Consider the following 24,139-nt stretch of genomic DNA (forward strand, 5'->3'; position numbering starts at 1 on the left):
ATGACAGTAGACGAAGCCAACCACGCCAACACTGTCGGAAGTTCCTGGCGCAGGGTGCTGAGCCTCATGGAACAGGACGACCGGGTTTCACCCCGTCAGCGCGGTTTCGTCATCCTCGCCCAGGCGCAGGGACTCATTGGTTCCACACTCTTGGTGGCCGTTCCCAACGAACTCACCCGCGAAGTCCTGCAGACCCAGGTCAAGGACGCCTTGGACGATGCACTCCGCAGCGTCTTCTCCGACGACATCCGCTGCGCGATCGATGTGGACACCGATCTGGTGCCCGTCCATGCAGAGCCGGAGCCCGTCGTCGAGCTTTCCGCTGTGTCCGACTTCGCTGAGCCGAAGCCACAGCCCACTCCGCCCAGCACCTCGCATGAGTTTGGCCGGCTCAATCCCAAGTACATTTTCGACACCTTTGTGATCGGCTCTTCCAACCGCTTTGCGCACGCGGCCGCCGTCGCCGTCGCCGAAGCGCCGGCCAAGGCGTACAACCCGTTGTTCATCTACGGCGACTCCGGCCTGGGCAAGACCCACCTGCTGCACGCGATCGGTCATTATGCCCGCCGGCTCTACAGCGGGATCCGTGTCCGCTACGTGAACTCCGAGGAATTCACCAACGACTTCATCAACTCCATCCGTGATGACGAAGGCACCAGCTTCAAGACCACGTACCGGAATGTCGATGTGCTGCTGATCGATGACATCCAGTTCCTGGCGGGCAAGGACCGGACCCAGGAGGAGTTCTTCCACACGTTCAACGCCCTGCACAATGCCAACAAGCAGGTTGTCATCACCTCGGACCAGCCACCCAAGATGCTCGCCGGCTTCGAGGACCGCATGACGTCCCGTTTCGAATGGGGCCTGCTGACGGACATCCAGCCCCCTGAGCTTGAGACCCGCATTGCGATCCTCCGCAAGAAGGGCCTCAGCGAAGGCCTGTCCGCACCGGATGACGCCTTGGAGTACATCGCGTCCAAGATCTCGAGCAACATCCGCGAACTTGAAGGTGCCCTCATCCGGGTCACGGCCTTCGCAAGCCTCAACCGCCAGCCGGTGGATGTGGCCCTGGCGGAAATGGTGCTCAAGGACCTCATCACTGATGACGGAGCCCAGGAGATCACCGCGAAGCAGATCCTGGACCAGACAGCGGACTACTTCAAGCTCAGCATGGAAGAGCTCTGCAGCAAGTCCCGCACCCGCACGTTGGTGACCGCCCGGCAAATCGCCATGTACCTGTGCCGTGAGCTCACTGACATGTCCCTGCCGAAGATCGGCCAGGAACTTGGTGGACGCGATCACACCACGGTCATCCACGCTGACCGCAAGATCCGCGAGCTGATGGCTGAGCGTCGTGTGATTTACAACCAGGTCACTGAACTCACCAACCGCATCAAACAGCAGCAGCGCGACTCCTGACATCCACAACGTAGGCGCCACTACATACCTTATTAACAGGTGCATGTGGATAAGCCTGTGGATACTTAAGGGGACAAGCTCGGTTAATGGGCTTAAAACCCTTAAGGCGCCTGTGGATCGTTAAAAACCGCCCTGGGAGTTGTCCCCATCCACACCCTGTTTAAAACCCAGTTAACGCACAATCCGTGAACAGGCCTTAACCGCGGAACGACGCGGTGGGATGGGGTTATCCACAGTTTCCACAGCAGTTATTAACACTACGAATCCCAAAAAATTGAAATCCCTCAAATAACAATCTCGTTCTGCCACCTCCCCGCCCCGACGGAAGCAGACCAACCAGAGGTCCCAAGGCCGGCTTCCGGCTGTCCACATACGAGGGGTCCGGCCAAGCGGGGATGGGTTAATCGCGGATGTTCCGGCTAAGCTGTCAGCAGCGCTCCCATCCTTGGGTCTGTTTGTAGTTCGCTCAGTGCGGACCATGCAGGTTCCGGTGCCGGATTGCGAAGTTTTAGCGGATTCCAAGCAGGAATCCGCAGGTACTACATGGCAGCAGCAATGAAAGGCGGCACCCCTCCGTGAAGTTCAGAGTCGACCGCGACGTCCTGGCAGAAGCCGTTACGTGGACCGCGCGGTCGTTGTCTCCGCGGCCGCCCGTACCGGTACTTTCCGGCCTCCTCCTCAAAGCTGAGGCAGGAACAGTCAGTCTCTCGAGCTTTGACTACGAGACCTCGGCACGCTTGGAAATTCCTGCTGACATCGCTGTCGAGGGAACCATCCTGGTGTCCGGGCGCTTGCTGGCTGATATTTGCCGCAGCCTTCCTTCAGCTCCCGTGGAAGTGGAGACCGATGGCAGCAAGGTGACATTGACCTGCCGCCGAAGCAGCTTCCACTTGGCCACCATGCCTGAGGGTGAATACCCCGCACTCCCGGCACTGCCCACCATCAGTGGAACCCTGCCCGGCGATGCATTTGCCCAGGCTGTTTCCCAGGTAATCATTGCGGCCAGCAAGGATGACACCCTCCCGATCCTCACCGGTGTGCGCATGGAGATCGAGGATGACCTCATCACCCTCCTTGCCACCGACCGCTACCGCCTCGCCATGCGCGAAGTTCCCTGGAAGCCGGTCACACCAGGAATTTCCACAAGCGCCCTCGTCAAATCCAAGACACTGAACGAGGTTGCCAAGACCCTTGGTGGCAGCGGTGACATCAACTTGGCCTTGGCGGATGATGACAGCCGGCTCATTGGTTTTGAAAGCGGCGGACGCACCACCACATCGCTCCTGGTGGATGGTGATTACCCGAAAATCCGATCACTGTTCCCGGATTCCACACCCATCCACGCAACAGTCCAGACCCAGGAACTGGTTGAAGCCGTTCGCCGCGTGTCCCTCGTCGCAGAGCGGAACACTCCCGTGCGTTTGGCCTTCACCCAAGGCTTGCTGAACCTCGACGCCGGCACCGGCGAGGACGCCCAGGCGTCCGAAGAGCTCGAGGCCCAACTTTCCGGCGAAGACATCACTGTTGCCTTCAATCCTCACTACCTTGTTGAAGGCTTGAGCGTTATCGAGACCAAGTACGTGCGCTTCTCCTTCACCACGGCTCCCAAGCCGGCCATGATTACGGCCCAGGCTGAGGCTGACGGAGAAGACCAGGACGATTACCGCTACCTCGTCATGCCGGTCCGCCTCCCCAACTAACCGAAACGTACCCGCCACCTTCGCAGAAAAGAGTTCACACTGTGCACATCGGTCTGATCGGCCTCGGAAAAATGGGTTTCAACATGCGGCAGCGCATGCGGAACGGTGGAGTCGAAGTTACTGGTTTCGACCGCAATCCGGACGTCACCGATGTTGCTTCCGTGGATGAACTCATCGCAGCGCTTCCCAGCCCCCGGCTGGTGTGGGTCATGGTTCCCTCAGGTGCGATCACCGATGCCGTGGTCAGCGAACTTGGCGAGAAGCTCAGCCCCGGCGACCTGGTCATCGACGGCGGCAACTCACGTTTCACGGAGGACCAGAAGCACGCAGCTGCCCTTGCCGAAAAAGGCATCCGCTTTGCCGATTGCGGTGTCTCCGGTGGCGTTTGGGGCCTCGAGAATGGTTACGGCCTGATGGCAGGCGGCGCAGATGAAGACATCGAACTGGCAATGCCGGTTTTTGATGCCCTCCGGCCCGAAGGCGAACGTGCCGACAGCTTTGTCCACGTTGGCGGTGTGGGTGCCGGCCACTACGCGAAGATGGTCCACAACGGCATCGAATACGGCTTGATGCAGGCCTACGCCGAAGGCTATGAACTGCTGGCGGCCAAGGACATCGTGAAGGATCTTCCAGGGACTTTCCGCGCCTGGCAAAAGGGCACGGTCGTGCGGTCCTGGCTGCTGGACCTCATGGTCAAGGCACTTGACGAAGATCCGGGCCTGGCTTCGATTGACGACTACGTTGAGGATTCCGGCGAGGGCCGGTGGACCGTTGAGGAAGCAATCGCCAACGCAGTGCCGGCGCCGGCCATCACTGCCGCGCTTTTCGCCCGGTTTGCTTCCCGTGAGGACAACTCGCCTGCCATGAAGATGGTCTCTGCCCTGCGCCACCAGTTCGGCGGACACGCCACCCGTCCGGCCAACTAGGCCGCAGGAGTCCTGCAAACGGCGTGTACCTCGAACATCTTTCGCTGACGGACTTCCGCAGTTACGCACAAGTCGACCTCAAACTCGGCCCTGGTGTGACTGTCCTGGTTGGTTCCAACGGAATTGGCAAAACCAACCTGATGGAAGCAATCGGATACCTGGCGACCCTGAGCTCCCACCGGGTCAGCACGGACGCACCGCTGCTGCGCTTCGGTGCCGAGCGCGCAATGATCCGGGCCAGGCTCGTTCGTGGAGAACAATCCACGATGCTCGAGCTGGAAATCAATGCCGGGCGAGCCAACCGTGGCCGTATCAACCGCGGAAATCCGGTGCGTGCCAGGGACATTCTGGGGATCTGCCACACGGTGTTGTTCGCGCCGGAGGATTTGGCTCTGGTCAAGGGCGATCCCTCGAACCGCCGCCGATTCCTGGACGAGCTGCTGGTCAGCCTGGTTCCACGGCATGCAGCTACGCGAAGCGACTACGATCGCGTCCTGAAACAACGCAACGCCCTCCTGAAATCTGCCCGTGCGGGTAAGTTCACTGCCGGCCATGAGGCAACCCTGGACGTTTGGGACCAGCACATGGCCCGGGCCGGGGCCGAGCTGCTCCATGCCAGGCTGGAACTGGTGGAACGTTTACGTCCGCACTTGAACAGCGCATACGCGCAGCTCACTGATGGGTCCAAAGAGGCAGGTGCGGTTTACCGCTCGACCATCCAGGGCGTACTGGACGACGACGGCGGTCCCGCCGATCCTGGTACGGAACCTTCGGCGTCGGTTGATGACCTCCGGCTGCTGTCCATCGACGAACTCACCGAACGCTACATCCAGTCATTCGCAGCATCCCGAAAAAAAGAGCTGGAACGCGGCATCTCCCTGGTGGGTCCGCACCGCGATGAACTGGAACTGGTGTTGGGCCAAGCTCCGGCCAAGGGCTACGCGTCCCATGGTGAAACCTGGTCCATGTGTTTGTCCCTCCGCCTGGCTTCCTACTATGTGATGCTCGATGACGCGCGCACCGGGGGCACCGCTCCGATCCTGATCCTGGACGATGTGTTTGCCGAACTTGATGTACAGCGCCGGCGTAAACTGGCTGCAATAGTCGCCGGTGCCGAGCAAGTACTGGTGACTGCCGCCGTCGACGCCGATATCCCCGAGGAGCTGGCCGGACGGCGCGTAACCGTTGTTCCGGGAGGCATCGATGGCGAAGGATAGCCGCGACGGACTTCAACCCGGCCGCGATCCGGACGAAATCGACGCCGCCCAGGCGGCGCTGAACCGGATGCGGGAGGCTGCGGCCGCCCGCGGCGAAGTCCGGCAGCGCGCACCCAGGCCCGGATCGGCCCCTAAGCGGAAGGGCATCCGGGACACCAGGGGTTTTGCGCAATTCCATGGAAGCGGCCGTGATCCGTTGGGCCTTGGCAATGTGGTGGGACGCCTGGTGGCCGAGCGGGGGTGGACGTCGCCTGTGGCCGTGGGATCCGTCATGGCCGAATGGGAAACCTTGGTTGGACCGGACATTTCCGCCCACTGCACGCCGGAGAGCTTCACGGACACAACGCTCCATGTTCGCTGCGATTCCACGGCCTGGGCTACGCAGCTTCGTCTGCTGAGCAGCAGTCTTTTGGAGATGTTCCGCAACGAACTGGGCGAAGGCGTAGTGACCAGCATTCAAGTGCTGGGTCCTTCGGCTCCGAGTTGGCGAAAGGGCGGGCGCAGCGTGAACGGTCGCGGACCGCGGGACACTTACGGCTGAACGGCGTGCAGGGCGATTCAACGCCCCGGAGTCGTATAGGCCCCCATCGGGACCACCGCAGGGCCATTGCAGATAGGGCCAGCGGCCTCCCACGGCCATATTCAGCTCTGGGCTGCCCCCGTATTTGCAAGGATTTGTGCGTTTCCACGATAGAATTGGTGTAGATCACTGAGCGCCGGTGAAACGTCGTTGGGGTTCCTGGATCCACTCTTGTGGCAGGGTACCCCCTTCGTCCGACTAGTCGGCGCAATCAGTCACGTGCCCGTTGACGGCTGCGGTTCGCCGTGGACACCACCGGGAACGGCCGACATCGAGTACAGAGGAGTCGAAAGCGCCTGTGGCTAACGACAATGCAGAGACCTTGGCAGTAGAGCCCGAAGAGGAGACTGTTCCCAAGCCTGACACGCCTGAGGTGGCGCCCAGGGAGTACGGTGCCAGCGACATCACCGTGCTGGAGGGCCTCGAAGCGGTGCGCAAACGCCCCGGCATGTATATCGGATCCACCGGCCCCCGCGGCTTGCACCACCTGGTTTATGAAGTGGTGGACAACTCGGTTGATGAGGCGCTGGCCGGCTACTGCAGCCACATTGAGGTCACGCTCCGTGCCGATGGCGGCGTGCGCGTTGTTGATGATGGGCGCGGCATCCCCGTGGACATCCACCCCACCGAAGGCAAGCCGACGGTTGAAGTGGTCATGACCATCCTCCACGCAGGCGGCAAGTTCGGTGGCGGCGGTTATGCAGTCTCCGGCGGCCTCCACGGTGTGGGTATCTCCGTGGTGAACGCTTTGTCCCGCCGTGTGGACACGGAAGTCCGCCGGCAGGGCCACGTATGGCGGATGACCTTCGCCGACGGCGGCAAGCCCCAGGGCGAGCTGGTCAAGGGAGAAGAAACAGACGTCACCGGAACGTCCCAGACGTTCTACCCGGACGGCACCATTTTCGAGTCCACCGAGTTCGATTTCGAAACCCTCCGTGCCCGCTTCCAGCAGATGGCCTTCCTCAACAAGGGCCTGCGGATCACGCTGACCGATGAGCGTCCTGCCTCCCGCGACGGCGATGGCGACCTCGACCTGGATGCCGTGGCCACTGAAGGTGAAGTAGCCGCCGAACACAGGACCGTGGTGTATCAGTACCCGGATGGCTTGTTGGACTACGTCAAGCACCTGAACTCGAACAAGAAGGTGGAGATCGTCCACGAGGACGTCATCGCTTTCGAAACCGAAGACACCGAGCGGCACATCGCCGTCGAGGTTGCCATGCAGTGGACCACTGCGTACTCGGAAAGCGTCCACACCTACGCGAACACCATCAACACGCATGAGGGTGGAACGCACGAAGAAGGCTTCCGCGCCGCGATGACCTCCCTGATCAACCGCTATGCGCGCGAGAAGAGCATCATCAAGGAAAAGGAAGACAACCTTACCGGTGATGACATTCGTGAAGGCCTGACGGCTGTTATTTCCGTCAAGCTTTCCGAGCCGCAGTTCGAAGGGCAGACCAAGACCAAGCTGGGTAACTCCGAGGTCAAGGGTTTTGTCCAGCGCGTCGTCACGGATCAGCTGGGTGACTGGCTGGAACGTAACCCCGGTCCTGCCCGCGATGTCATCCGGAAGGCCATTTCGGCTGCCCAGGCACGCATGGCTGCCCGCAAGGCACGCGATAACGCCCGCCGAAAGAGCCCGTTGGAATCCTTCGGCATGCCCGGCAAGCTTTCCGACTGCTCCTCCAAGGATCCGTCGCGCTGCGAGGTCTACCTCGTGGAGGGTGACTCCGCCGGTGGCTCGGCCAAGCGTGGCCGCAACCCCGAAACCCAGGCCATCCTGCCCCTGCGTGGCAAGATCCTGAACGTGGAACGTGCCCGCTTGGACAAGGCCTTGGGGAACGCGGAAGTCCAGTCCATGATCACGGCATTCGGCACGGGTATTGGCGAGGACTTCGATATAGCCAAGCTCCGGTATCACAAGATTGTGTTGATGGCCGATGCTGACGTTGATGGCCAGCACATCACCACCCTCTTGATGACACTGTTGTTCCGCTACATGCGCCCACTGATCGAGAACGGCTACGTCTACCTGGCCCAGCCGCCGCTCTACAGGATCAAGTGGTCCAACGCTGCCCACGATTACGTCTACAGCGACCGCGAACGTGATGAAACCATCCGCAAGGGTGCCGCGATGAACAAGCGACTCCCCAAGGACAACGGCATCCAGCGCTACAAGGGTCTGGGCGAGATGGACTACACCGAGCTATGGGACACCACCATGGATCCGGATCGCCGCACGCTGCTGCAGGTCACCATGGATGATGCCTTGGCTGCCGACCAGACCTTCTCCGTCCTGATGGGCGAAGACGTTGAGTCGCGCCGAAACTTCATCCAGCAGAACGCCAAGGACGTCAGGTTCCTCGATATCTAGGGCTCCGCTAAGGGCTTTGAATATTCCAGAACTGACATATACCTGAAACGGAAACTTTAGATTATGAGTGACGAAACTCCCGAAGTCCCGGCGGAATCGAACGACGCCGAGGATGTAGTTCTTGAGGGTGATGTGCTGACCGACCGCGTCGAGCAGGTGGACCTGCAGACCGAAATGCAGCGGTCCTACCTGGACTACGCCATGGCCGTCATCGTGGGCCGCGCCCTTCCGGATGTCCGGGACGGCTTGAAGCCGGTGCACCGCCGCGTTCTCTACGCTATGTTCGACGGCGGTTACCGTCCGGACCGCTCGTTCAACAAGTGTGCCCGCGTGGTGGGCGATGTCATGGGTACCTACCACCCGCACGGTGACATGGCGATCTACGACGCTTTGGTGCGCCTGATCCAGGACTGGACCATGCGGTACCCGCTGGCTCTTGGCCAGGGCAACTTCGGTTCGCCCGGCAACGACGGCGCTGCTGCTCCGCGTTACACCGAAACCAAAATGGCACAGCTGGCCATGGAGATGGTCCGGGACATCGACGAGGAAACCGTCGACTTCCAGGACAACTACGACGGCAAGAACCAGGAACCCACCATCCTGCCGGCGCGTTTCCCCAACTTGTTGGTCAACGGCTCCTCCGGCATCGCCGTCGGCATGGCCACCAACATTCCGCCGCACAACCTTCGCGAGGTCGCCGAGGGTGTCCAGTGGGCACTTGAGAATCCCACGGCCACGCGCGAAGAGCTCCTTGAAGCGCTGCTGTTGCGGATCAAGGGCCCGGATTTCCCCACCGGCGCCACCATCCTGGGCCATAAGGGCATCGAGGACGCTTACCGCACCGGCCGCGGATCCATCACCATGCGTGCCGTGGTGAACGTCGAGGAACTCCAGGGCCGTACCTGCCTGGTGGTGACCGAGCTTCCGTACCAGGCAAACCCGGACAACCTGGCCATCAAGATTGCCGAACTGGTCAAGGACGGCAAGATTTCAGGCATCGCGGACCTTCGTGATGAAACCTCGGGCCGTACCGGCCAGCGACTGGTGATTGTGCTCAAGCGCGATGCCGTTGCCAAGGTGGTCCTGAACAACCTTTACAAACACACGCAGTTGCAGGACAACTTCTCGGCGAACATGCTGGCAATTGTCGACGGCGTTCCGCGCACCTTGAGCCTTGATGCCTTCATCCGGCACTGGGTTGCGCACCAGATGGACGTCATTGCCCGCCGTACCCGGTACCGCCTGCGCAAGGCCGAGGAAGAAGCACACATCCTGCGCGCGCTCCTCAAGGCCCTGGACATGCTGGATGAAGTCATTGCACTCATCCGTGCCTCCAACACCACAGAGGCTGCGCGTGAAGGCCTCATGGAGCTCCTGGAAATTGACGAGCTCCAGGCCCGGGCCATTCTGGACATGCAGCTGCGTCGTTTGGCCGCCCTGGAACGCCAGAAGATCCAGGACCGCCACTCCGAGCTCGAAGCGATGATCCAGGAATACAACGCGATCCTGGCTTCCGAAGAGCGGCAGCGCCAGATCATCAGCGAGGAACTTGCCGAGATCGTCGCCAAGCACGGTGATGACCGACGCACCCACATCCTGATGGGTTTCGACGGCGACATGTCCATGGAAGACCTGATTCCCGAAGAGGAAATGGTTGTCACCATTACGCGTGGCGGCTACGTCAAGCGCACGCGCAGCGACAACTACCGTTCCCAGCAGCGCGGCGGCAAGGGCATCAAGGGTGCCCAGTTGCGCGGAGACGACGTCGTGGAGCACTTCTTTGTCACGACCACCCACCACTGGTTGTTGTTCTTCACCAATCTGGGGCGCGTCTACCGTGCCAAGGCATACGAGCTCGCTGAGGCGGGACGCGATGCCAAGGGCCAGCACGTTGCCAATCTGCTGGCCTTCCAGCCGGACGAGCACATCGCCCAGGTCCTGGACTTGCGGGACTACCAGCAGGCTCCTTACCTGGTGCTTGCCACCAAGAATGGCCTGGTCAAGAAGACAAGGCTTGAGGACTACGACACCAACCGCACAGCCGGCGTTATCGCCATCAACCTGCGCGATGAGGACGAACTGGTCTCCGCCCAGTTGGTCAGCGAGACCGACGACCTCCTGCTGGTCTCGCGCAAGGGCCAGTCCATCCGCTTCACAGCTACCGATGACGCACTGCGCCCCATGGGCCGCGCTACGTCCGGTGTGACCGGGATGAAGTTCCGTGAAGATGACGAACTGCTTGCCGCGGATGTCGTCCAGGACGGTTCCTTCGTCTTCATCGTGACTGAGGGCGGTTACGCCAAACGGACCGCTGTGGACGAATACCGTTTGCAGGGACGTGGCGGTTTGGGGATCAAGGTTGCCAAGCTTGCTGAAGACCGCGGTGACCTTGTGGGCGCGTTGATCGTGCAGGAAGAAGACGAAGTCCTGGTGGTCATGGAGGGCGGCAAGGTGGTCCGCTCGGCGGTAACCGGCGTGCCGGCCAAGGGCCGTGACACCATGGGCGTCATCTTCGCCAAGCCGGACAAGAATGACCGCATTATTGAGGTTGCGCGCAACAGCGAACGCGGCCTGGAAGTCGAAGAGTCAGAAGACGGACTCGACGATGACGTAACGTTGGCTGCAAACGACGGCGCCTCTGAGGCGACCGTGACGGCCGAAACGGAAAACGACGCAGACCCGGAAACTGAAACGGGCGCGGAGCTGAACGAAGACAACACCGGAGGTAACGAGTGAGTAATTCCGACTCATATCCCAAGCCGAGCACAGGTGTCCCCGGCGGACTCCGGCAGCCCTCAGGCAGCGCCCAGGCAGGAACGCCCGCGCGGCCCCAGCAGCGTCCCGGATCCGGGGCTTCCGGATCCGATGCCGCAGGCGCACGACCCGCAACCGGGACCGGCTCCGGGCAGCGTCCTACCGGTGCTCCCGGCCAGCGGCCGGCCCAGTCGGGTCAGCGTCCCGCCCAGGGTGCTCCCGGACAACGCCCGGCGCAGCCCGGACAACGTCCCGCCCAGTCGGGTCAGCGCCCCGCGCAGGGTGCTCCCGGCTTGGTAAAGCCTGCCCCCAAGGCAAAGGTTCGCCGCGCACGCCTGCTGGTCAGCAAGGTGGATCCTTGGTCCGTGCTGAAGATGGCATTCCTCCTGTCCGTTGCACTGGGCATCGTCACCGTAGTGGCTGCCATCGTTCTGTGGACTGTGCTGGATCTCACAGGCATCTTCAACCAGGTGGACAGCCTCCTTGGCACCCTGGCGGGATCAGAAGGCAGTGGATTCGAACTGAAGAAGATTGCTTCGCTGGGCCAGGTAGCGTCCTTTGCCACGATTATTGCCGTGGTGAACGTGGTCCTGCTGACGGCACTGTCCATGCTTTCCGCCGTTCTCTATAACATTTCCGCAACGTTGGTTGGTGGCGTCGGCGTCACCCTGACCGACGACTAAGAAAAATCCGCGGAATTCCGCCCAAAGAGGCGGAATTCCCTCTCGGAAATGCCTCGATTTGAGATCGGGCCGGGATGTGCTGTACAGTCATATCTCGGCCCGATGAGGCATCGGGGCGTATAGCTCAGGCGGTTAGAGCGCTTCGCTGATAACGAAGAGGTCCCAGGTTCAAGTCCTGGTACGCCCACGGAACCGAAAGAGGTTCAGGTAAAACTGAACCGGAATGAGGTACTTGTGAAGAAGTTGCTGGTAGTTGTAGCAGCGGCAGTCGCAGGTGTCCTGGTCTATAAAAAGGCGCAGGAATCCGAGGCCCGGAAAGATGTCTGGAGCAAGTCAACCGACACGGTCGACTAGCCGAAGGGCCCGGTCCGAACTGGTAATTACCAGCCTGGACATGGGGTATGATTGACGGGTTGCTTCTTATGGGGGCATGGCGCAATTGGTAGCGCACCTGCTTTGCAAGCAGGGGGTTCGGGGTTCGAGTCCCCGTGCCTCCACCATAAGAAAAGTCCCGGTCAGAAATGACCGGGACTTTTGCTTTAACCAGAAGACCGGGTGCTCTTAACCAGAAGATCGGGCCCGTTGATTATTCGGCAGGGCAGAGAACCCCGGGGAGTGGTCCGCGACCGGTAGGGGCTACAGTCCGCAGGACCCAGCTGTCCCGCAGTCCGCAGGATCCTAGCTGTCCCGCAGTCCCGCAACCCGCTGTCCCGCAGTCCGCAGGATCCTAGCTGTCCCGCAACAGGCGCTCAGGAACCAGCGCCCAGTGTTCAACCGTTCAGGCTGCCGGAACCCGCTGCAGGGCGCGCTCGATGAAAGCCGCCAGCTCGTCGTTGCCCAGGACGGGGGTCACAACGCCGAGTTCCAAGGTGGGCTGTGTCTTGGCTCCGGCTGTCTTCAGGGCACCCTCCACGGCGGACCGGGCCGCAGTAGCGGCTTGCGTATCCTCACGCTTGGCTGCCTCCAGCATGGTGATCGCCTCTTCCACACCCCGCCCGTACTCCGAAGCCGCTGCAATCCATGCAGTGCCATCCTGGGCGAATCCGGGCTCGGCCATGCGTGGCAGGAGCGTGGGAAGCTTTTGAAGCAGCCCAGCGCGGTTCCTCAGTGCCGCCGATGGTGACTTGCCGGCGTCGTATTCCGACCAGAACTGGTCGACATCCCGGCGAAGCTCCGGTGCTGAGGGGGTGAGTTCGTCGTCCTGCCAGTCCTGGTTCAGGTCCACGAAAGCCCGTACGGCTGCCCGCACTTCGGGGTCGGGGCCGGCGAGCAAGGACAGCGCGGCATCCATGGATGGCCCGGGCTTGTACGCAGGCCCATTCCAGGAGAGATCTGCGTAGTTGAAGATTGCCGGCAGGGAGAGGTAGGGCTGGATCATCGGGTTGGTGACGATTCCCTTGATGGATCGATGAAGGTCGGCGTCCCTGCCAATCACGGGTGCCAGGAAGAGATGGTCCTGGGAGAAGTCAGTAACCGGATAGTTGTCCCAGATGACCAGGCTCCGGGGTTTGCCGGGTGACCCGTAGGTATCGCCCGCAGTTTCCGCCGATTTCGTGGTGATCCGGTGGGAGACCACGTCTTCACCCGTCCACTGCACCACAATTTCGGGGTTCAGTGCGCGGCCAAGTTCTTTCTTGTACGGCGTGCTTCCGGATCCGTTGTAGAAGGTGGGGACCGTTTCGAGCGGCAGGACACCTGCTTTGCCGGAGATGAACTTGGCATTGACGTCATTGACGAACGATGCCTGCGCTTTCGCCAGGTTCACCTGTCCGGCGCCGAATTCCCGGAGGTCCTCCGCGCATTGGACCTTGGTGGCGATGTCGTCCAAGGGAATCACGAACGAGCGCACCCCCAGCGAATACAGGGATTCAAGCTTTGCCACTGCATCCTCAAGGTCCGCTTCACGGGAATAGCAAACGTCAATCCCCGGCGAGAGAGCGTAGCTGAACCGGACGTGGTTGGCGGCCGCGGCGTCGATCAATTCCCGCAGCTCGCTGAGCTCCCTGTCCGAGTACAGCTCACGCCATTTGTCCCGGAGCAGGGGATCGTCTTTGGGCGAATAGATGTAGGTGTTCATTTTCTGGCTGCCCGCAAATTCAATGACATCCAAACGGGCTTCGTGGGACCAGGGCGTTCCGTAGAAGCCCTCGATCACACCACGTGTTTCCATCAGCGGCCAGTCACTTACCTGGACCGGGGCCACAGCGCCGTCCTTAAGCACCTGCCGGAGGGTCTGGACGGCGTGGAAAACGCCGTCGTCGTCGCGTCCGGCGAGAACCGCCGTCGGAATCCCGTCGGACTGTCCGGTTGCGATCGAATAGCCTTCAGCACGTCCAAGGGCATCACGGACTGAGGAGTCGCCGTCCACTTGCAAGGCTTTGAGGACCGGGCCCACCGCGGACTCAGTGCCCAGGTGGATGGCCGATGACCCTTCCTGTGGGGAGGGAAGGGCTGTCACAACCTCCGCGGTTCCTCCTGAGGCAGCAACGAGGTCCCGGACGGCGGCAGTCGAGGCCTGGTCCGTTCCGGCGGGTGCCACAACGTACACGTGCCCGGTGATGGGGACCGGGGCCCCATTCCCCAACCGGGCATGCTGAGGTACCGGGAAGATGCTTGGAACACCTGTACTGACTTCGGCTCCGCCTGGACCATCGGGACGCTCACGTGAAACAGCGAACCAGCCGGCGGCAACCAGGGCAGCTGCGAGCAACCCTGCCACCATCAGCAGAAGAGACCGCCGGCGCTTGGTGCCGGAGCCGGCGGGTGCGGTGTTCAATCAGATAACCCCTTGGGTACGCCGTTACCGGCTCACTGGAATGTTGAGTCAAGACAATCACACTGTTGGAGCATCAGATAGGGTCTGGAACGCACCCGCGCCCCACTAGTGTTGATCCGTGACCCTTCTCATTGCCGCCCTGGGTGTCCTGGGTGTCGCCTCTTCCGGACCGCTCATCGCGGGCACCCTGGGAGCGACTTCAGTGACGGCCTTGGCGATCGCTTTCTGGCGGAACGCGATTGGTGCCGTCGTCATGGCAGCTCCGGTGGCTATCCGCGAGCCGAAAGCGTTCAGCAGGATCACCCGGCGGGAATTTGGCTGGTCCACTGTTGCTGCCGTCGCACTGGCCTTCCACTTCGCCTGCTTCATTACCGCCCTCCAGTTGACGTCGGTGGCTGCCGCTACGGCCTTGGTGTGCTTGCAATCGGCATGGATCGCGGTGTTCCAGTTGTTCCGGGGAACGCGGCACCGCTGGCCGGTATTGGTTGGCCTGGGCATCGCTTTCGGCGGAGTCGTGGCCATCACGGGATTCGACATGGGCTCATCCCCTGAAGCACTGCTGGGTGACCTCTTGGCCCTGGCAGGCGGAGCACTGGCCGGCCTCTACACGCTGGCGGGAGGAAAGGCCCGCCAATCCATGGGAACCGGTACCTACACCACGCTCTGCTACGGCATGTGCGCGGCGATCGTGGCGGTGATGGCTTTGTTCAGCGCCCAGCCACTGACAGGGTTCGACGCCGGAGGCTGGCTTGGCATTATCGCCATCACCGTATGCGCGCAGTTGGTAGGACACACGGCCTTCAACCACTTGCTGGCCACAATGAGTCCGCTGCTGGTGTCCATGATCATCCTGCTGGAGATTCCGGGCGCTGCGATCCTTGCAGCCATCTTCCTTGCTGAGACCTTGCCTGCCGGGACCTATGCAGGACTGGCGCTGATCCTGGTTGGCCTGGCTGTAGTTGTCGCCGGGCAGCGGCGGGGCCGGGCTGAAGCAGACCGACGCGAAGCCGGGTTGGGCACTGACTGAGGATCCGCCGTCGGGCGCGGGCGCTTTGTCGCTGTACCGCTAAAGGCCACCGCGCCGGGCGCCCTGCGCGGCGTTGGACGTGTGGATGGCGCGGAGTATCTTGGCCGGGAAATATACCGAGAAGAACACCACCATGGGTGCTTTGAGTGCCATCTTCTTGACGTTGTGGGCCTTGTAGGTCCTGTCGAAGCGCTGCACGTAGTAGCGGTAATCGCGGGGTGAATCCTCCAACCGGCGGGCGGACATCCCGGAAACCATCTGTGGCACATACTGCACCTTGAGGTCGTGCTCGAAGAGGTGCAAGGAGAGATCGATATCCTCGTGCATCTCATCCTTGGGGTCCAGGCACGCTTCGTCGCGGATGGTCTCCCAAGCTGAACGTCGGAGAGCCATGTTGGAACCGAAGAGGAAATGGTACTGGTGCTTGGCCAGGCGCAGCATGAGTTGGCGCATCTTGTCGTCCGCCTTGAGGCCGAAGCGGCGCATGGGCATGTCGTAATAGACAACAGGACCCGTTGCGGCAGCGACCGACTGGTCCATGAACGCTTTTTGGACCTGTTCAACCCAATCCGGCTCCAGGACGGAATCCGCGTCGATACGTCCCACCACCTCGCTTGTGGCGTTGTTCAGCCCATGGTTGCGGGTGGGAATCAGGCCCTGAAAGGCTTCCTGGCGCAGGAGGATAATGGGGCTCTCGGGATATTCCTGCTGCATCTGGCGCACGATACGTGCGGTCCGGTCCGTGGAGAGGTTGTCCACCACGATGATCTCGTCAGCAGGAACGGACTGGTAAATGGCCGCGATGAGACACTGGCGAATGACGCTTTCTTCGTTATACGCCGGGATGACGATGGACACGCCCGGGGGCACCGGACCATCCTGTTGGGCACCCGCAGAGGGTCTATCGGCTGACATCACTCCAAATCTAACACCCGGGGCCGCGCCACCCGCGGAGGCTTTGGTTACAAGCCGGCAAACACTGAAGGGATCCCGGCCATGACCGGGATCCCTTCAGTTTGTTGACGTATTGGCCTGCTCAAGGCCTCATGTCAGTGCTTAGTTCTGTGCACCTTTGGCATCGGAGTCCGAGCCTTCAGAGTCCTTGTGCAAGCTGGCCGCAATGTTCTTCACGGCAGTCTTGGCGTCGGTTGCCACCTTCGCAGAGGAGTCCTCAACGTTCTTGAAGGCATCCTTGGTGGCCTGCTCTGCCTCAGCCGCGGCATCCTCAGGGGTGATGTCGGCGGTGCCGGACCCAGTGGACGCGGCGGCCGTTGCTGATGCCGGGGCATCATCCGCTGCCGAAGCAGCTGCCGGGGCAGCAGGAACCGGAGCGGGCGTCGGCGTGACCGGGGAAGGCGTCTTCCACGGGTCTTCCACAGGCTTGGAAGCCTTCCAGGCCGCAACACCGGCGGCAGCGGCCGCAGCAATGACGGTCACGATCAGCCAACCGCGCTTCTTCGGCTTGGGCTGCTCCTTCACCAAAGCGGTGGAAACTGCCTTGCCGGCCTGATCCGTAACAGCCTTGATGTGCTTGCCTGTAGCCTGGGCCTGCTCCTGGACACTGTGTACAACGCCGGAATCGACCAGTTTCTGCGCCACGGCATCAACTTGTGCCGGTGCGTTCTCCAAAGCGTGGTGAACGGCTACCGAAGCCTGGCCCAATTGCTCGGACAGCTTGGGCAGGTACTCGTCCACTACTTTGTCCCGGGCGATGCCGAGGGCCGGAGTGGCTTTGTTGAGCGTCTCCTGGATCCTGGGCGTTGCGTCCTCCACTACGTCATGGATCTTCGGCGCAAGGTGCGCCAACCCATCCTGAATCCGCGGCGTAACAACAGCAACGCCGTCGGCGAGGTTGTGCGCCGCGGACTTCAGCCCCTCTTGGATCTTGGGGGAAGCGGTATCAATGCCGTGCTGGATACGCGGAACAGCCCAGTTGACAGCGGCTTCCACACGGGGTGCCGCCCAGTCGCGGGCGTTGTCTACACCGGCCACAACGGATTGTTCGAGGTCGCGGGCAATACGGTCTGATTTCTTCACAACTACCTCCCGATACACATGCTCGTTTGTTGCTAGCCTACGTCGCTTGGCGAACACCGGCTATTCATCTGCCGGATTCGTCCCGGATTTCACCGAGCGCGGAACCGGCTTTACAACTGCACCGGCGTTGACCCTGCATGGAAGAATGGGGCCATGACCATCGCAACCGCAAAAGCAACGATCCACACGACCCTCGGCGACATCAAGGTTGACCTCTTCGGCAACCACGCGCCCAAGACGGTCGCCAACTTCATTGGCTTGGCCACGGGCGAAAAGTCCTGGAACCACCCCGAGACCGGCGAAGACAAGACCGGAACGCCGCTGTACGACGGCACCATCTTCCACCGCATCATCAAGGACTTCATGATCCAGGGCGGCGATCCCCTGGGTCGCGGCGTTGGCGGACCGGGCTACCAGTTCGACGACGAGATCCACCCCGAACTGACCTTCAACGCTCCCTACAAGCTGGCCATGGCCAACGCCGGCATCCAGATGGGCAAGGGCACCAACGGGTCACAGTTCTTCATCACCACCGTGAACACCGACTGGCTGTTCGGCAAGCACAGCATCTTCGGTGAGGTCACCGATGAGGAATCCCGCAAGGTTGTGGATTCCATTGAAGCCGTCCGTACCGGCATGGGCGACCGCCCCGTCGAGGACGTCGTCATCAACAGCATCGACATCGAACAGCTCTAGTCACACCCTGAACCTGAGCTCATGAGTTACGGAATCCCGTCGGCAGAGCCGTCCGCTGATATTCCGGTGTGCCCCAGGCACCCGGACAGGCCCTCCTATGTGCGGTGCCAGCGCTGCGGGCGCCCTGCATGCCCCGAGTGCCAGCGGGCGGCCGCCGTCGGGTTCCAGTGCGTTGATTGCATCAACGAACAAAAACGTTCGACGCCGGTCTACCGGTCCCCGTACGGCGGCGCCCTGGCCGTGGGCAAGCCTTTGGTGACGTACACGATCATCGGCCTGTGCCTGTTGGTCTTTGTCCTTCAGTGGCTTGTGCCCGGCGAGGCAGTGTTCCAAAACTTCGCCTTTGCCAACGTTTTTGCCGATACTGAGCCTTGGCGCATGCTCACCGCCGCATTCCTGCATTCCCAGGGATTCCTGCTCCACATTGTCCTGAACATGTACACGCTGTGGATCTTCGGACAGGCCCTTGAGCCCTTGCTCGGGCGGATCCGATTCCTTGCCGTGTACCTGCTGTCCGCGATCGGCGGATCAGTGGGCTTCCTTTTGTTGACTCCCGACCGGCCCGTGGTGGGCGTCGTGGGTGCTTCGGGGGCCATCTTTGGCCTCTTCGGCGCCATGCTGGTGGTCCAACGACACCGGGGCGGCGAAACCAAACAACTCTGGGTCCTGATTGCCATCAATGGTGCCATCGGCTTCTTTGTTCCCAGCATTGCCTGGCAGGCGCACCTGGGCGGTCTGATCACAGGCGGCCTCGCTGCCGCAGTGATTGCCTATGCCCCTCAGGGCAAGAACCGGGGCCTCCTCCAAGCCGGTGGCCTCGTTTTGGTGGCTGGCGTGTTGGCTGTGGCCACGTGGTTCCGCGTCACCTCCGGCTGACTAGCCGCTCGCTTTGGCTAACTGCGCCGGCTGATGGGTCCGGGTCGGCTTGTCTTGACCGCGCCAACTGACTTGACCGCGCTGGCTGCTTAGCAGCACCCGGCGATGGGGTCGGGCCCGACGGGAAGTCGTTTCCGGCTGCTGCCCTCTTAGCTTTCAGCCGGCCTGACCGGCTGCCGCAGTATCGTCTTGAGCTTTTCGGGAGCCGTACGGCGGGGATCACTGAGGTAGATCTCGTGGTGCTTGCCTGTCATGGCCAAGGACTGCCCGGGAATGAAGCTTCCATGCATCTCCTGGAGGACCGGAGCTTCGTCGTCGTAGGGCCCTATATGAAGTGTTTGCACACTCATGCCTTCCTCAAGGTGCTCCAAGCGGAGAGCGTCCAACGCGACGGCCTCCCCCTTCCCGGCAACGGCCTCGCGTGCAGCTGCAAAATGATCCGGTCCGAGCCAGTCAGGGGCCATGATCATCAACGTCCAGTCCCACTGGGACTTGTCCCTGGCCGAGGTGAAGGACTCCATGTCATCGGCCCACCACAGGGCTTCCAACGGCATCACAGCATAATCCCGCCCCAGCTGCTCTTTGCTGAAGAACTTGAGCTTGTAGGCCACCGGATAGAGCGTGAGCAGAGCGTCCTTGTATGCCTGGGAGCTGTTGGGATCACCATGGCCGTCAATCATCAGGAATTGCAGTTTGGGGACTGTAACCACCGCGAATATCCCGGGTTTGGCGCTGTAGGTGGTGACCAGTTTCTTGAAGTCGCTCTTCATGGGACCACGGTACGCCGCCGGGTGGCCGCATGTGGCGGCCCGGCCCCCACCCCGGGTGCAAGGGGGGCCGTAGTTGCTGGTTATCCACAGCTGTTATCCACACTGTGCGTAACTTACAAGCGTGTAGTTAGGTCCAAAACCCTCTTCAAGAGCCGCCAGATCCGTAGATATCCCCCGAATGGCATGAATTTCTCCACACCTGTGGATAACTTTGTCCCCGTCGGGTGCAAAAATGTGGACAAATAGGGCTTGATACCAACAACTGTGGACAACCCTGTTAATCACTTCCAGGAGCACCTTCTATCAACAGGCTTATCAACATTGTTAATAACTTACAAAGGTGTAGTTCACCACTCGGGAAGGCCCCTGCGGTCCGTCATGGCGCGGATCTGCGTCGTGAAACCCACAAGTTTTCCCCATCTGTGGATAACTTGTGGGTAGGCGGTTGTTATTAAGTGGGTAACCCGCGAGTGCTGCGTGGACTTGGCATCGACTTCATAGTCCTTCGCGGCGGAATTAGGGGATTCCGAGCCAACCATGTTGATGGGGTGTTGTCCCTGGAAGCGCCCCGGAAGCAAAACCGGCAATCCCACGGTGTTGAACTTTGAGTGAAGCTTGGATCACTATCCACAGCACCGTACACAGTGGGTATAACTGCCCTCGCCGCAGATAGTGCGCAAATTTGGCGCCAATCCGGCGATCATGGTGGCATTTACGTGGATGTCCACAGAGTTTATCCACGCCTGTGGATAAAGTTGCGCACTTCTGTGGACAAGAGCCGGGGATATGAGCCAGGGATGCCCTTCGGCAATCCGACGGCCCTGTGAGCCGGGAGCTTAGACCCACACTCCTGAGGATCCACGGCGATGACTGTCCAAGAGGTGGGTGTCGATGATGCCGATTGCTTCCATGAGCGCGTACATGGTGGTGGGCCCAACAAACGCGAAGCCCTTCTTCCGGAGTGCCTTGGACAACGCGATCGACTCCGGTGAAGTGGTGGGGATGTCTGCAAAGGTATGCGGTGCCGGGGTGGTCTCAGGTTGGAAAGACCATACAAAGTCCACCAGCCCGCCCTCTTCGCGCAGTGCAATGGTTGCTTTGGCATTGGTGATGGCGGCACGGATCTTGAGACGGTTCCGAACAATGCCGGCGTCCATCATGAGACGTTCAACGTCCTCTTCAGTGAAGGCTGCAACGCTCTCTGGGTGGAAGTCCACGAAGGCCGCCCGGAATGCTTCCCGTTTCCGGAGAATCGTGGCCCAGGAAAGCCCCGCTTGGAACGCCTCGAGACTGATGCGCTCGTACATGCCCTGCTCATCCCGGACAGGCATTCCCCACTCGTGATCGTAGTAAGCCTGCATAAGAGGGTCTGAAGCAGCCCACAGGGGCCGTGCAAGCCCGTCTTCACCAATGACGGTGCCGTTGTCCGGACTCATGCATGCTCCTCCGCGGCCGAGGTTGCTGGAACCCCGGCCAGTTGTTGTGCCTATTGGAGATATTCTGCCGTGTGGCTCTGACATTCAGGGTTCTAGGACAACCCCGTGACCCTCATGGTGATATTGATTCTGCCGTGCGTGAGGCCACAATCCTTCGGAGCAGTTCCGGGGAAGACTTTGGGAATGCCATGAAAGGCAAACCTGGAAGGCCCACCGAAGACGAACAGGTCTCCCGAGCGGAGGCGAACATCCTTGTACGGCTTGGTGCGGGTCTCCGTATTGCCGAAGCGGAAAAGGCAGTCTTCGCCGATGCTGAGGGACACGACGGGCGCCCCGGAGTGTTCGTCCTTGTCCTGATGCATACCCATGGCAGCACCGTCGTCGTAGAAATTCACCAGCGCGGCGTCCGGTGTGTAGCCCTCGGCGACGGCACCCAGGCATTCCAAACCCTCCAGGCCTTCCTCACCGTCGATTCCGGACTTATAGGCGTCTGCAACGGCTTTCCGCCCCAAACGAACCATCCAATCAGGGAAATCCAGCACGGGGCGGCCGTTGACGTCGGTGGCTTCCCGCGTGTACTTATACGGTTGCCAGTGCCACCCAAGGCAGACGGTTCGTACTGACATCTTGCGGCCGCCCGGAAGTGTTGCGGCCCGCAACGGCACGGGGCCCTGCGTCCATTCACCGAAGCGACCCACAATCCACCGCTGCTGTTCGGCCGTGAGCCAGCCGGGAACATAAACCGCGCCCGGGGCAATCAGCCGGGGTCCGGCGTCGTGCGCTTCTGCCTGGACCAACTCCAACGGGAACAGGGCGTCGTCGTTCACGCTGCTGCCTCCAGGGTCAGCAGGGCGCGTTTCGCCTCCGGCCCGCCGAGGTAGCCGCCAAAACTGCCATCCGATTTCACTACCCGGTGGCACGGAATGATGACGGGAAGCGGGTTGGTGGCACAGGCGGTTCCAACGGCCCGCACAGCGTTGGGGCTTCCCGCAGCCGACGCCACCTGTGCATAGCTTTCGGTGCGCCCGTAGCCAATCCGGGGCAGGTGCTGCAACACATTGAGCCGGAACCCGCGGGACAGGCGGAAGTCCACCGTGAGATCGAACTCTTTCCGGCTGCCGTTGAAGTACTCCTCGAGTTGCCATGCAGCATCATCCAACCTCGCCGGCGCTTGAAGAATGCGGGGGCTGATGGTTTCGGACAGGCGCTGCAGGACCTCGGAATGGTTTTCCACATCAAAGGCCACCCTGACTATGCCCCGGTCAGTGGCAGCCAACAGCAGTTTGCCCACAGGTGAGTCCACTACCCTGTAGGCGACATCCAAGGTGTGGGTCAGTTGGGCGTCCCGGGCAAGGCGGGCGCGGAGGCTCTCAAGTGCGGGCTCCAGCCCGGCATCGAGGGGTTCCAGGAGGGACAGCACGTCCAGGCGGTCAGTGGTTGGGTCAAGGGTCATCGGATTTCTCCCTTTGGAAGTGAATGCACCAGCGCAGGCACATCAACCAACGCCGGTAGAGAAGCCAGTGCATTGCGAAGGGCTTTGACGCCGTCCGCTCCAGCACGCCGTGCAGCCTCAGGAGTACCCCCCAAAAGTGCGGCAATGTCCTTATAGGGAAGTCCGGCAAGGTAGTGATACGCCACTGCCTGCCGCTGTTTGGGTGGAAGGTGGTTCACCGCGTCCAACAATTCGGCATGGTCCGCTCCGGGAATGCCAAGGGGGGAAGGGTGTTCGGGCGGGGAATCCACCGGGACCGCACGCCGGTTGCCCGCGCGCAGATGGTCAATGCATTTTCGGTGGGCGATAGTGACCAGCCAAGCCTGCACGTTGGCCTCCTGTGGAAGGCCCGGATAAGCCTGAAGGGCAGCAAGGAAGGTATCAGACCAGGCGTCGTCGGCGTCGTGCACTCCCAGGACCGCGCGGCATACCCGCAGGACGGTGGCGCCCTGCTCCTCCACTACCGTCTCAAAAGGCTTCTTGCTGACCGCCTGCCTCTTACCCATTAGAAGAGCTTTCCTTCTTTCACTGCAGCAGGCTCTTCCAGTTCAAGAAGGTAGCGCTTGTTCCGAAGACCGCCCGCATACCCGGTCAATTGGCCCTTGCGTCCCACCACGCGATGGCACGGAATGATGATGCTGATGGGATTGCGGCCAACAGCCGAACCTACGGCCTGTGCCAAGTGCGGATCCCCCAATTCAACGGCCAACCCGCCATAACTGACGGTCTCGCCGAAGGGGATATCTTGAAGGCGCGCCCAGACCTTCTCCTGGAAGGGATTTCCGTGGGCCTGGAGCGGGACATTGAAAACAGTGCGGTGGCCACCCAAATACTCGTCAAGTTCATGCCGGGTATGGGCGAAAACCGGATCCTCAAGCCCTGCGGGGACCCCGAAGTAATCGGGAGGAGGCATATGCCAGTGGCCCTCGTAGAAAATGCCCGTCAAGAATTCCCCGCTGGCAGTCAACGTCAACTGTCCCAACGGGGAATCCATGGTGGTGTGCCGGATGCTCATATCTTGTAGACGTCCACGGGCACGCAGATGTGAGGTGCAGGTTTCCTAGGAGCGCCAGCGCGTGGTCATCAGGAAGCCCACGATCGCGATGCCGAAGCCGGCAACGATGTTCCATGACGCCCAGTCGCGGACCGGGAACTGACCCTCGGTGATGTAGAAAGTGATGATCCAGATGAGACCGAGGATCATCAGTCCGAACATGACGGCCTTGTACCAAACCGGGTTTGGCTTGTACTGCTGCGCTGTGGAAGCCTGCTGGTCCTGACGGGCAGGCCGCTTGCGGGGCTTGGACTCGGGCACGGATCCTCCTTGGCTGTACGTTGATACCCGTTCCAGCCAGCCTTGATATCCTGCAGGA

General features: G+C 61.2%; 22 protein-coding genes and 2 tRNA genes. 14 read left to right on the forward strand and 10 right to left on the reverse strand.

All coding sequences use genetic code 11. The features are described from left to right. From dnaA to LDN85_RS00055, 11 genes are all read left to right on the forward strand, one after another. The gene (gene dnaA / locus LDN85_RS00005; RefSeq protein ID WP_026541014.1) at positions 1 to 1,419 is read left to right on the forward strand and encodes a chromosomal replication initiator protein DnaA; all 1,419 of its coding nucleotides are present in this window, start codon (positions 1 to 3) and stop codon (positions 1,417 to 1,419) included. A 575-nt stretch (positions 1,420 to 1,994) separates the two neighbouring features. After that, positions 1,995 to 3,119, forward strand: a complete 1,125-nt coding sequence (dnaN, locus tag LDN85_RS00010; protein WP_026541013.1) for a DNA polymerase III subunit beta — start codon at positions 1,995 to 1,997, stop codon at positions 3,117 to 3,119. Positions 3,120 to 3,160: 41 nt separating this feature from the next. Then, entirely contained in the window at positions 3,161 to 4,045 is an 885-nt protein-coding gene (gene gnd / locus LDN85_RS00015; RefSeq protein WP_026541012.1) for a phosphogluconate dehydrogenase (NAD(+)-dependent, decarboxylating), read from the forward strand. A 23-nt stretch (positions 4,046 to 4,068) separates the two neighbouring features. Next, the gene (gene recF / locus LDN85_RS00020; protein ID WP_223944272.1) at positions 4,069 to 5,262 is read left to right on the forward strand and encodes a DNA replication/repair protein RecF; all 1,194 of its coding nucleotides are present in this window, start codon (positions 4,069 to 4,071) and stop codon (positions 5,260 to 5,262) included. Continuing rightward, positions 5,249 to 5,803: a DciA family protein gene (locus tag LDN85_RS00025; protein WP_026541010.1), complete on the forward strand. Its 555-nt coding sequence runs from the start codon at positions 5,249 to 5,251 to the stop codon at positions 5,801 to 5,803. The genes recF and LDN85_RS00025 overlap by 14 nt, the downstream gene beginning before the upstream one ends. Before the next feature lie 337 nt (positions 5,804 to 6,140). Beyond that, positions 6,141 to 8,219: a DNA topoisomerase (ATP-hydrolyzing) subunit B gene (gene gyrB, locus LDN85_RS00030; RefSeq protein ID WP_026541009.1), complete on the forward strand. Its 2,079-nt coding sequence runs from the start codon at positions 6,141 to 6,143 to the stop codon at positions 8,217 to 8,219. Between the two features lie 63 nt (positions 8,220 to 8,282). Further along, positions 8,283 to 10,955, forward strand: coding sequence for a DNA gyrase subunit A (gene gyrA / locus LDN85_RS00035; RefSeq protein ID WP_026547264.1), 2,673 nt, complete (start codon positions 8,283 to 8,285; stop codon positions 10,953 to 10,955). Beyond that, on the forward strand, positions 10,952 to 11,656 hold the full coding sequence (locus LDN85_RS00040) for a DUF3566 domain-containing protein (protein WP_026541007.1): 705 nt from the start codon (positions 10,952 to 10,954) through the stop codon (positions 11,654 to 11,656). The genes gyrA and LDN85_RS00040 overlap by 4 nt, the downstream gene beginning before the upstream one ends. A 113-nt stretch (positions 11,657 to 11,769) precedes the next feature. Next, positions 11,770 to 11,843 (forward strand) — tRNA-Ile (locus LDN85_RS00045). Positions 11,844 to 11,890: 47 nt separating this feature from the next. Beyond that, on the forward strand, positions 11,891 to 12,010 hold the full coding sequence (locus LDN85_RS00050; RefSeq protein WP_209320078.1) for a DLW-39 family protein: 120 nt from the start codon (positions 11,891 to 11,893) through the stop codon (positions 12,008 to 12,010). A gap of 70 nt (positions 12,011 to 12,080) precedes the next feature. Further along, positions 12,081 to 12,156, forward strand: a tRNA-Ala gene (locus LDN85_RS00055). Positions 12,157 to 12,434: 278 nt separating this feature from the next. Here the strand turns inward: LDN85_RS00055 and LDN85_RS00060 are convergent. Then, positions 12,435 to 14,432, reverse strand: a complete 1,998-nt coding sequence (locus LDN85_RS00060; protein WP_223944273.1) for a beta-N-acetylglucosaminidase domain-containing protein — start codon at positions 14,430 to 14,432, stop codon at positions 12,435 to 12,437. A 118-nt stretch (positions 14,433 to 14,550) separates the two neighbouring features. Between LDN85_RS00060 and LDN85_RS00065 the strand changes: the two genes are divergently transcribed. Further along, on the forward strand, positions 14,551 to 15,459 hold the full coding sequence (locus LDN85_RS00065) for a DMT family transporter (protein ID WP_026541006.1): 909 nt from the start codon (positions 14,551 to 14,553) through the stop codon (positions 15,457 to 15,459). Positions 15,460 to 15,498: 39 nt separating this feature from the next. On the opposite strand, the gene LDN85_RS00070 is transcribed toward LDN85_RS00065, so the two are convergent. Both LDN85_RS00070 and LDN85_RS00075 read right to left on the reverse strand, forming a co-directional pair. Continuing rightward, positions 15,499 to 16,374 carry a glycosyltransferase family 2 protein gene (locus LDN85_RS00070; RefSeq protein WP_026541005.1) on the reverse strand — a complete coding sequence of 292 codons (876 nt, stop codon included), beginning with the start codon at positions 16,372 to 16,374 and terminating at the stop codon, positions 15,499 to 15,501. 141 nt (positions 16,375 to 16,515) lie between these two features. Then, entirely contained in the window at positions 16,516 to 17,496 is a 981-nt protein-coding gene (locus LDN85_RS00075) for a hypothetical protein (protein WP_223944274.1), read from the reverse strand. A 153-nt stretch (positions 17,497 to 17,649) separates the two neighbouring features. On the opposite strand from LDN85_RS00075, the gene LDN85_RS00080 reads away from it, so the two are divergent. Beyond that, positions 17,650 to 18,192 carry a peptidylprolyl isomerase gene (locus tag LDN85_RS00080; protein ID WP_026541003.1) on the forward strand — a complete coding sequence of 181 codons (543 nt, stop codon included), beginning with the start codon at positions 17,650 to 17,652 and terminating at the stop codon, positions 18,190 to 18,192. Positions 18,193 to 18,213: 21 nt separating this feature from the next. After that, complete coding sequence (locus LDN85_RS00085) at positions 18,214 to 19,068, forward strand: rhomboid family intramembrane serine protease (protein ID WP_223944275.1); 855 nt, start codon at positions 18,214 to 18,216, stop codon at positions 19,066 to 19,068. A 149-nt stretch (positions 19,069 to 19,217) separates the two neighbouring features. On the opposite strand, the gene LDN85_RS00090 is transcribed toward LDN85_RS00085, so the two are convergent. From LDN85_RS00090 to LDN85_RS00120, 7 genes are all read right to left on the reverse strand, one after another. Continuing rightward, complete coding sequence (locus LDN85_RS00090) at positions 19,218 to 19,838, reverse strand: GyrI-like domain-containing protein (protein ID WP_223944276.1); 621 nt, start codon at positions 19,836 to 19,838, stop codon at positions 19,218 to 19,220. Between the two features lie 836 nt (positions 19,839 to 20,674). After that, positions 20,675 to 21,274 carry a DNA-3-methyladenine glycosylase I gene (locus LDN85_RS00095; protein ID WP_026547261.1) on the reverse strand — a complete coding sequence of 200 codons (600 nt, stop codon included), beginning with the start codon at positions 21,272 to 21,274 and terminating at the stop codon, positions 20,675 to 20,677. A 92-nt stretch (positions 21,275 to 21,366) separates the two neighbouring features. Next, positions 21,367 to 22,101, reverse strand: coding sequence for an alpha-ketoglutarate-dependent dioxygenase AlkB (locus tag LDN85_RS00100; RefSeq protein ID WP_091550504.1), 735 nt, complete (start codon positions 22,099 to 22,101; stop codon positions 21,367 to 21,369). Then, the gene (locus LDN85_RS00105) at positions 22,098 to 22,727 is read right to left on the reverse strand and encodes a methylated-DNA--[protein]-cysteine S-methyltransferase (protein ID WP_026547259.1); all 630 of its coding nucleotides are present in this window, start codon (positions 22,725 to 22,727) and stop codon (positions 22,098 to 22,100) included. The genes LDN85_RS00100 and LDN85_RS00105 overlap by 4 nt, the downstream gene beginning before the upstream one ends. After that, on the reverse strand, positions 22,724 to 23,272 hold the full coding sequence (locus LDN85_RS00110; RefSeq protein ID WP_026540997.1) for an RNA polymerase sigma factor: 549 nt from the start codon (positions 23,270 to 23,272) through the stop codon (positions 22,724 to 22,726). The genes LDN85_RS00105 and LDN85_RS00110 overlap by 4 nt, the downstream gene beginning before the upstream one ends. Continuing rightward, positions 23,272 to 23,781, reverse strand: coding sequence for a methylated-DNA--[protein]-cysteine S-methyltransferase (locus LDN85_RS00115; protein WP_026540996.1), 510 nt, complete (start codon positions 23,779 to 23,781; stop codon positions 23,272 to 23,274). The genes LDN85_RS00110 and LDN85_RS00115 overlap by 1 nt, the downstream gene beginning before the upstream one ends. 45 nt (positions 23,782 to 23,826) lie before the next feature. Beyond that, the gene (locus tag LDN85_RS00120; RefSeq protein WP_026540995.1) at positions 23,827 to 24,081 is read right to left on the reverse strand and encodes a cell division protein CrgA; all 255 of its coding nucleotides are present in this window, start codon (positions 24,079 to 24,081) and stop codon (positions 23,827 to 23,829) included. Positions 24,082 to 24,139: the final 58 nt, after the last annotated feature.

The organism is Arthrobacter sp. StoSoilB20 (assembly GCF_019977295.1).
GTDB lineage: Bacteria > Actinomycetota > Actinomycetes > Actinomycetales > Micrococcaceae > Arthrobacter > Arthrobacter nicotinovorans_A.

Excerpts from the sequence above, each read along its gene's own strand:
- dnaA (WP_026541014.1), top strand. The coding sequence starts at position 1 with ATGACAGTAGACGAAGCCAACCACGCCAACACTGTCGGAAGTTCCTGG.
- LDN85_RS00025 (WP_026541010.1), top strand. The coding sequence starts at position 5,249 with ATGGCGAAGGATAGCCGCGACGGACTTCAACCCGGCCGCGATCCGGAC.
- gyrA (WP_026547264.1), top strand. The coding sequence starts at position 8,283 with ATGAGTGACGAAACTCCCGAAGTCCCGGCGGAATCGAACGACGCCGAG.
- LDN85_RS00070 (WP_026541005.1), bottom strand. The coding sequence starts at position 16,374 with ATGTCAGCCGATAGACCCTCTGCGGGTGCCCAACAGGATGGTCCGGTG.
- LDN85_RS00080 (WP_026541003.1), top strand. The coding sequence starts at position 17,650 with ATGACCATCGCAACCGCAAAAGCAACGATCCACACGACCCTCGGCGAC.
- LDN85_RS00085 (WP_223944275.1), top strand. The coding sequence starts at position 18,214 with ATGAGTTACGGAATCCCGTCGGCAGAGCCGTCCGCTGATATTCCGGTG.
- LDN85_RS00090 (WP_223944276.1), bottom strand. The coding sequence starts at position 19,838 with ATGAAGAGCGACTTCAAGAAACTGGTCACCACCTACAGCGCCAAACCC.
- LDN85_RS00095 (WP_026547261.1), bottom strand. The coding sequence starts at position 21,274 with ATGAGTCCGGACAACGGCACCGTCATTGGTGAAGACGGGCTTGCACGG.
- LDN85_RS00105 (WP_026547259.1), bottom strand. The coding sequence starts at position 22,727 with ATGACCCTTGACCCAACCACTGACCGCCTGGACGTGCTGTCCCTCCTG.
- LDN85_RS00110 (WP_026540997.1), bottom strand. The coding sequence starts at position 23,272 with ATGGGTAAGAGGCAGGCGGTCAGCAAGAAGCCTTTTGAGACGGTAGTG.
- LDN85_RS00115 (WP_026540996.1), bottom strand. The coding sequence starts at position 23,781 with ATGAGCATCCGGCACACCACCATGGATTCCCCGTTGGGACAGTTGACG.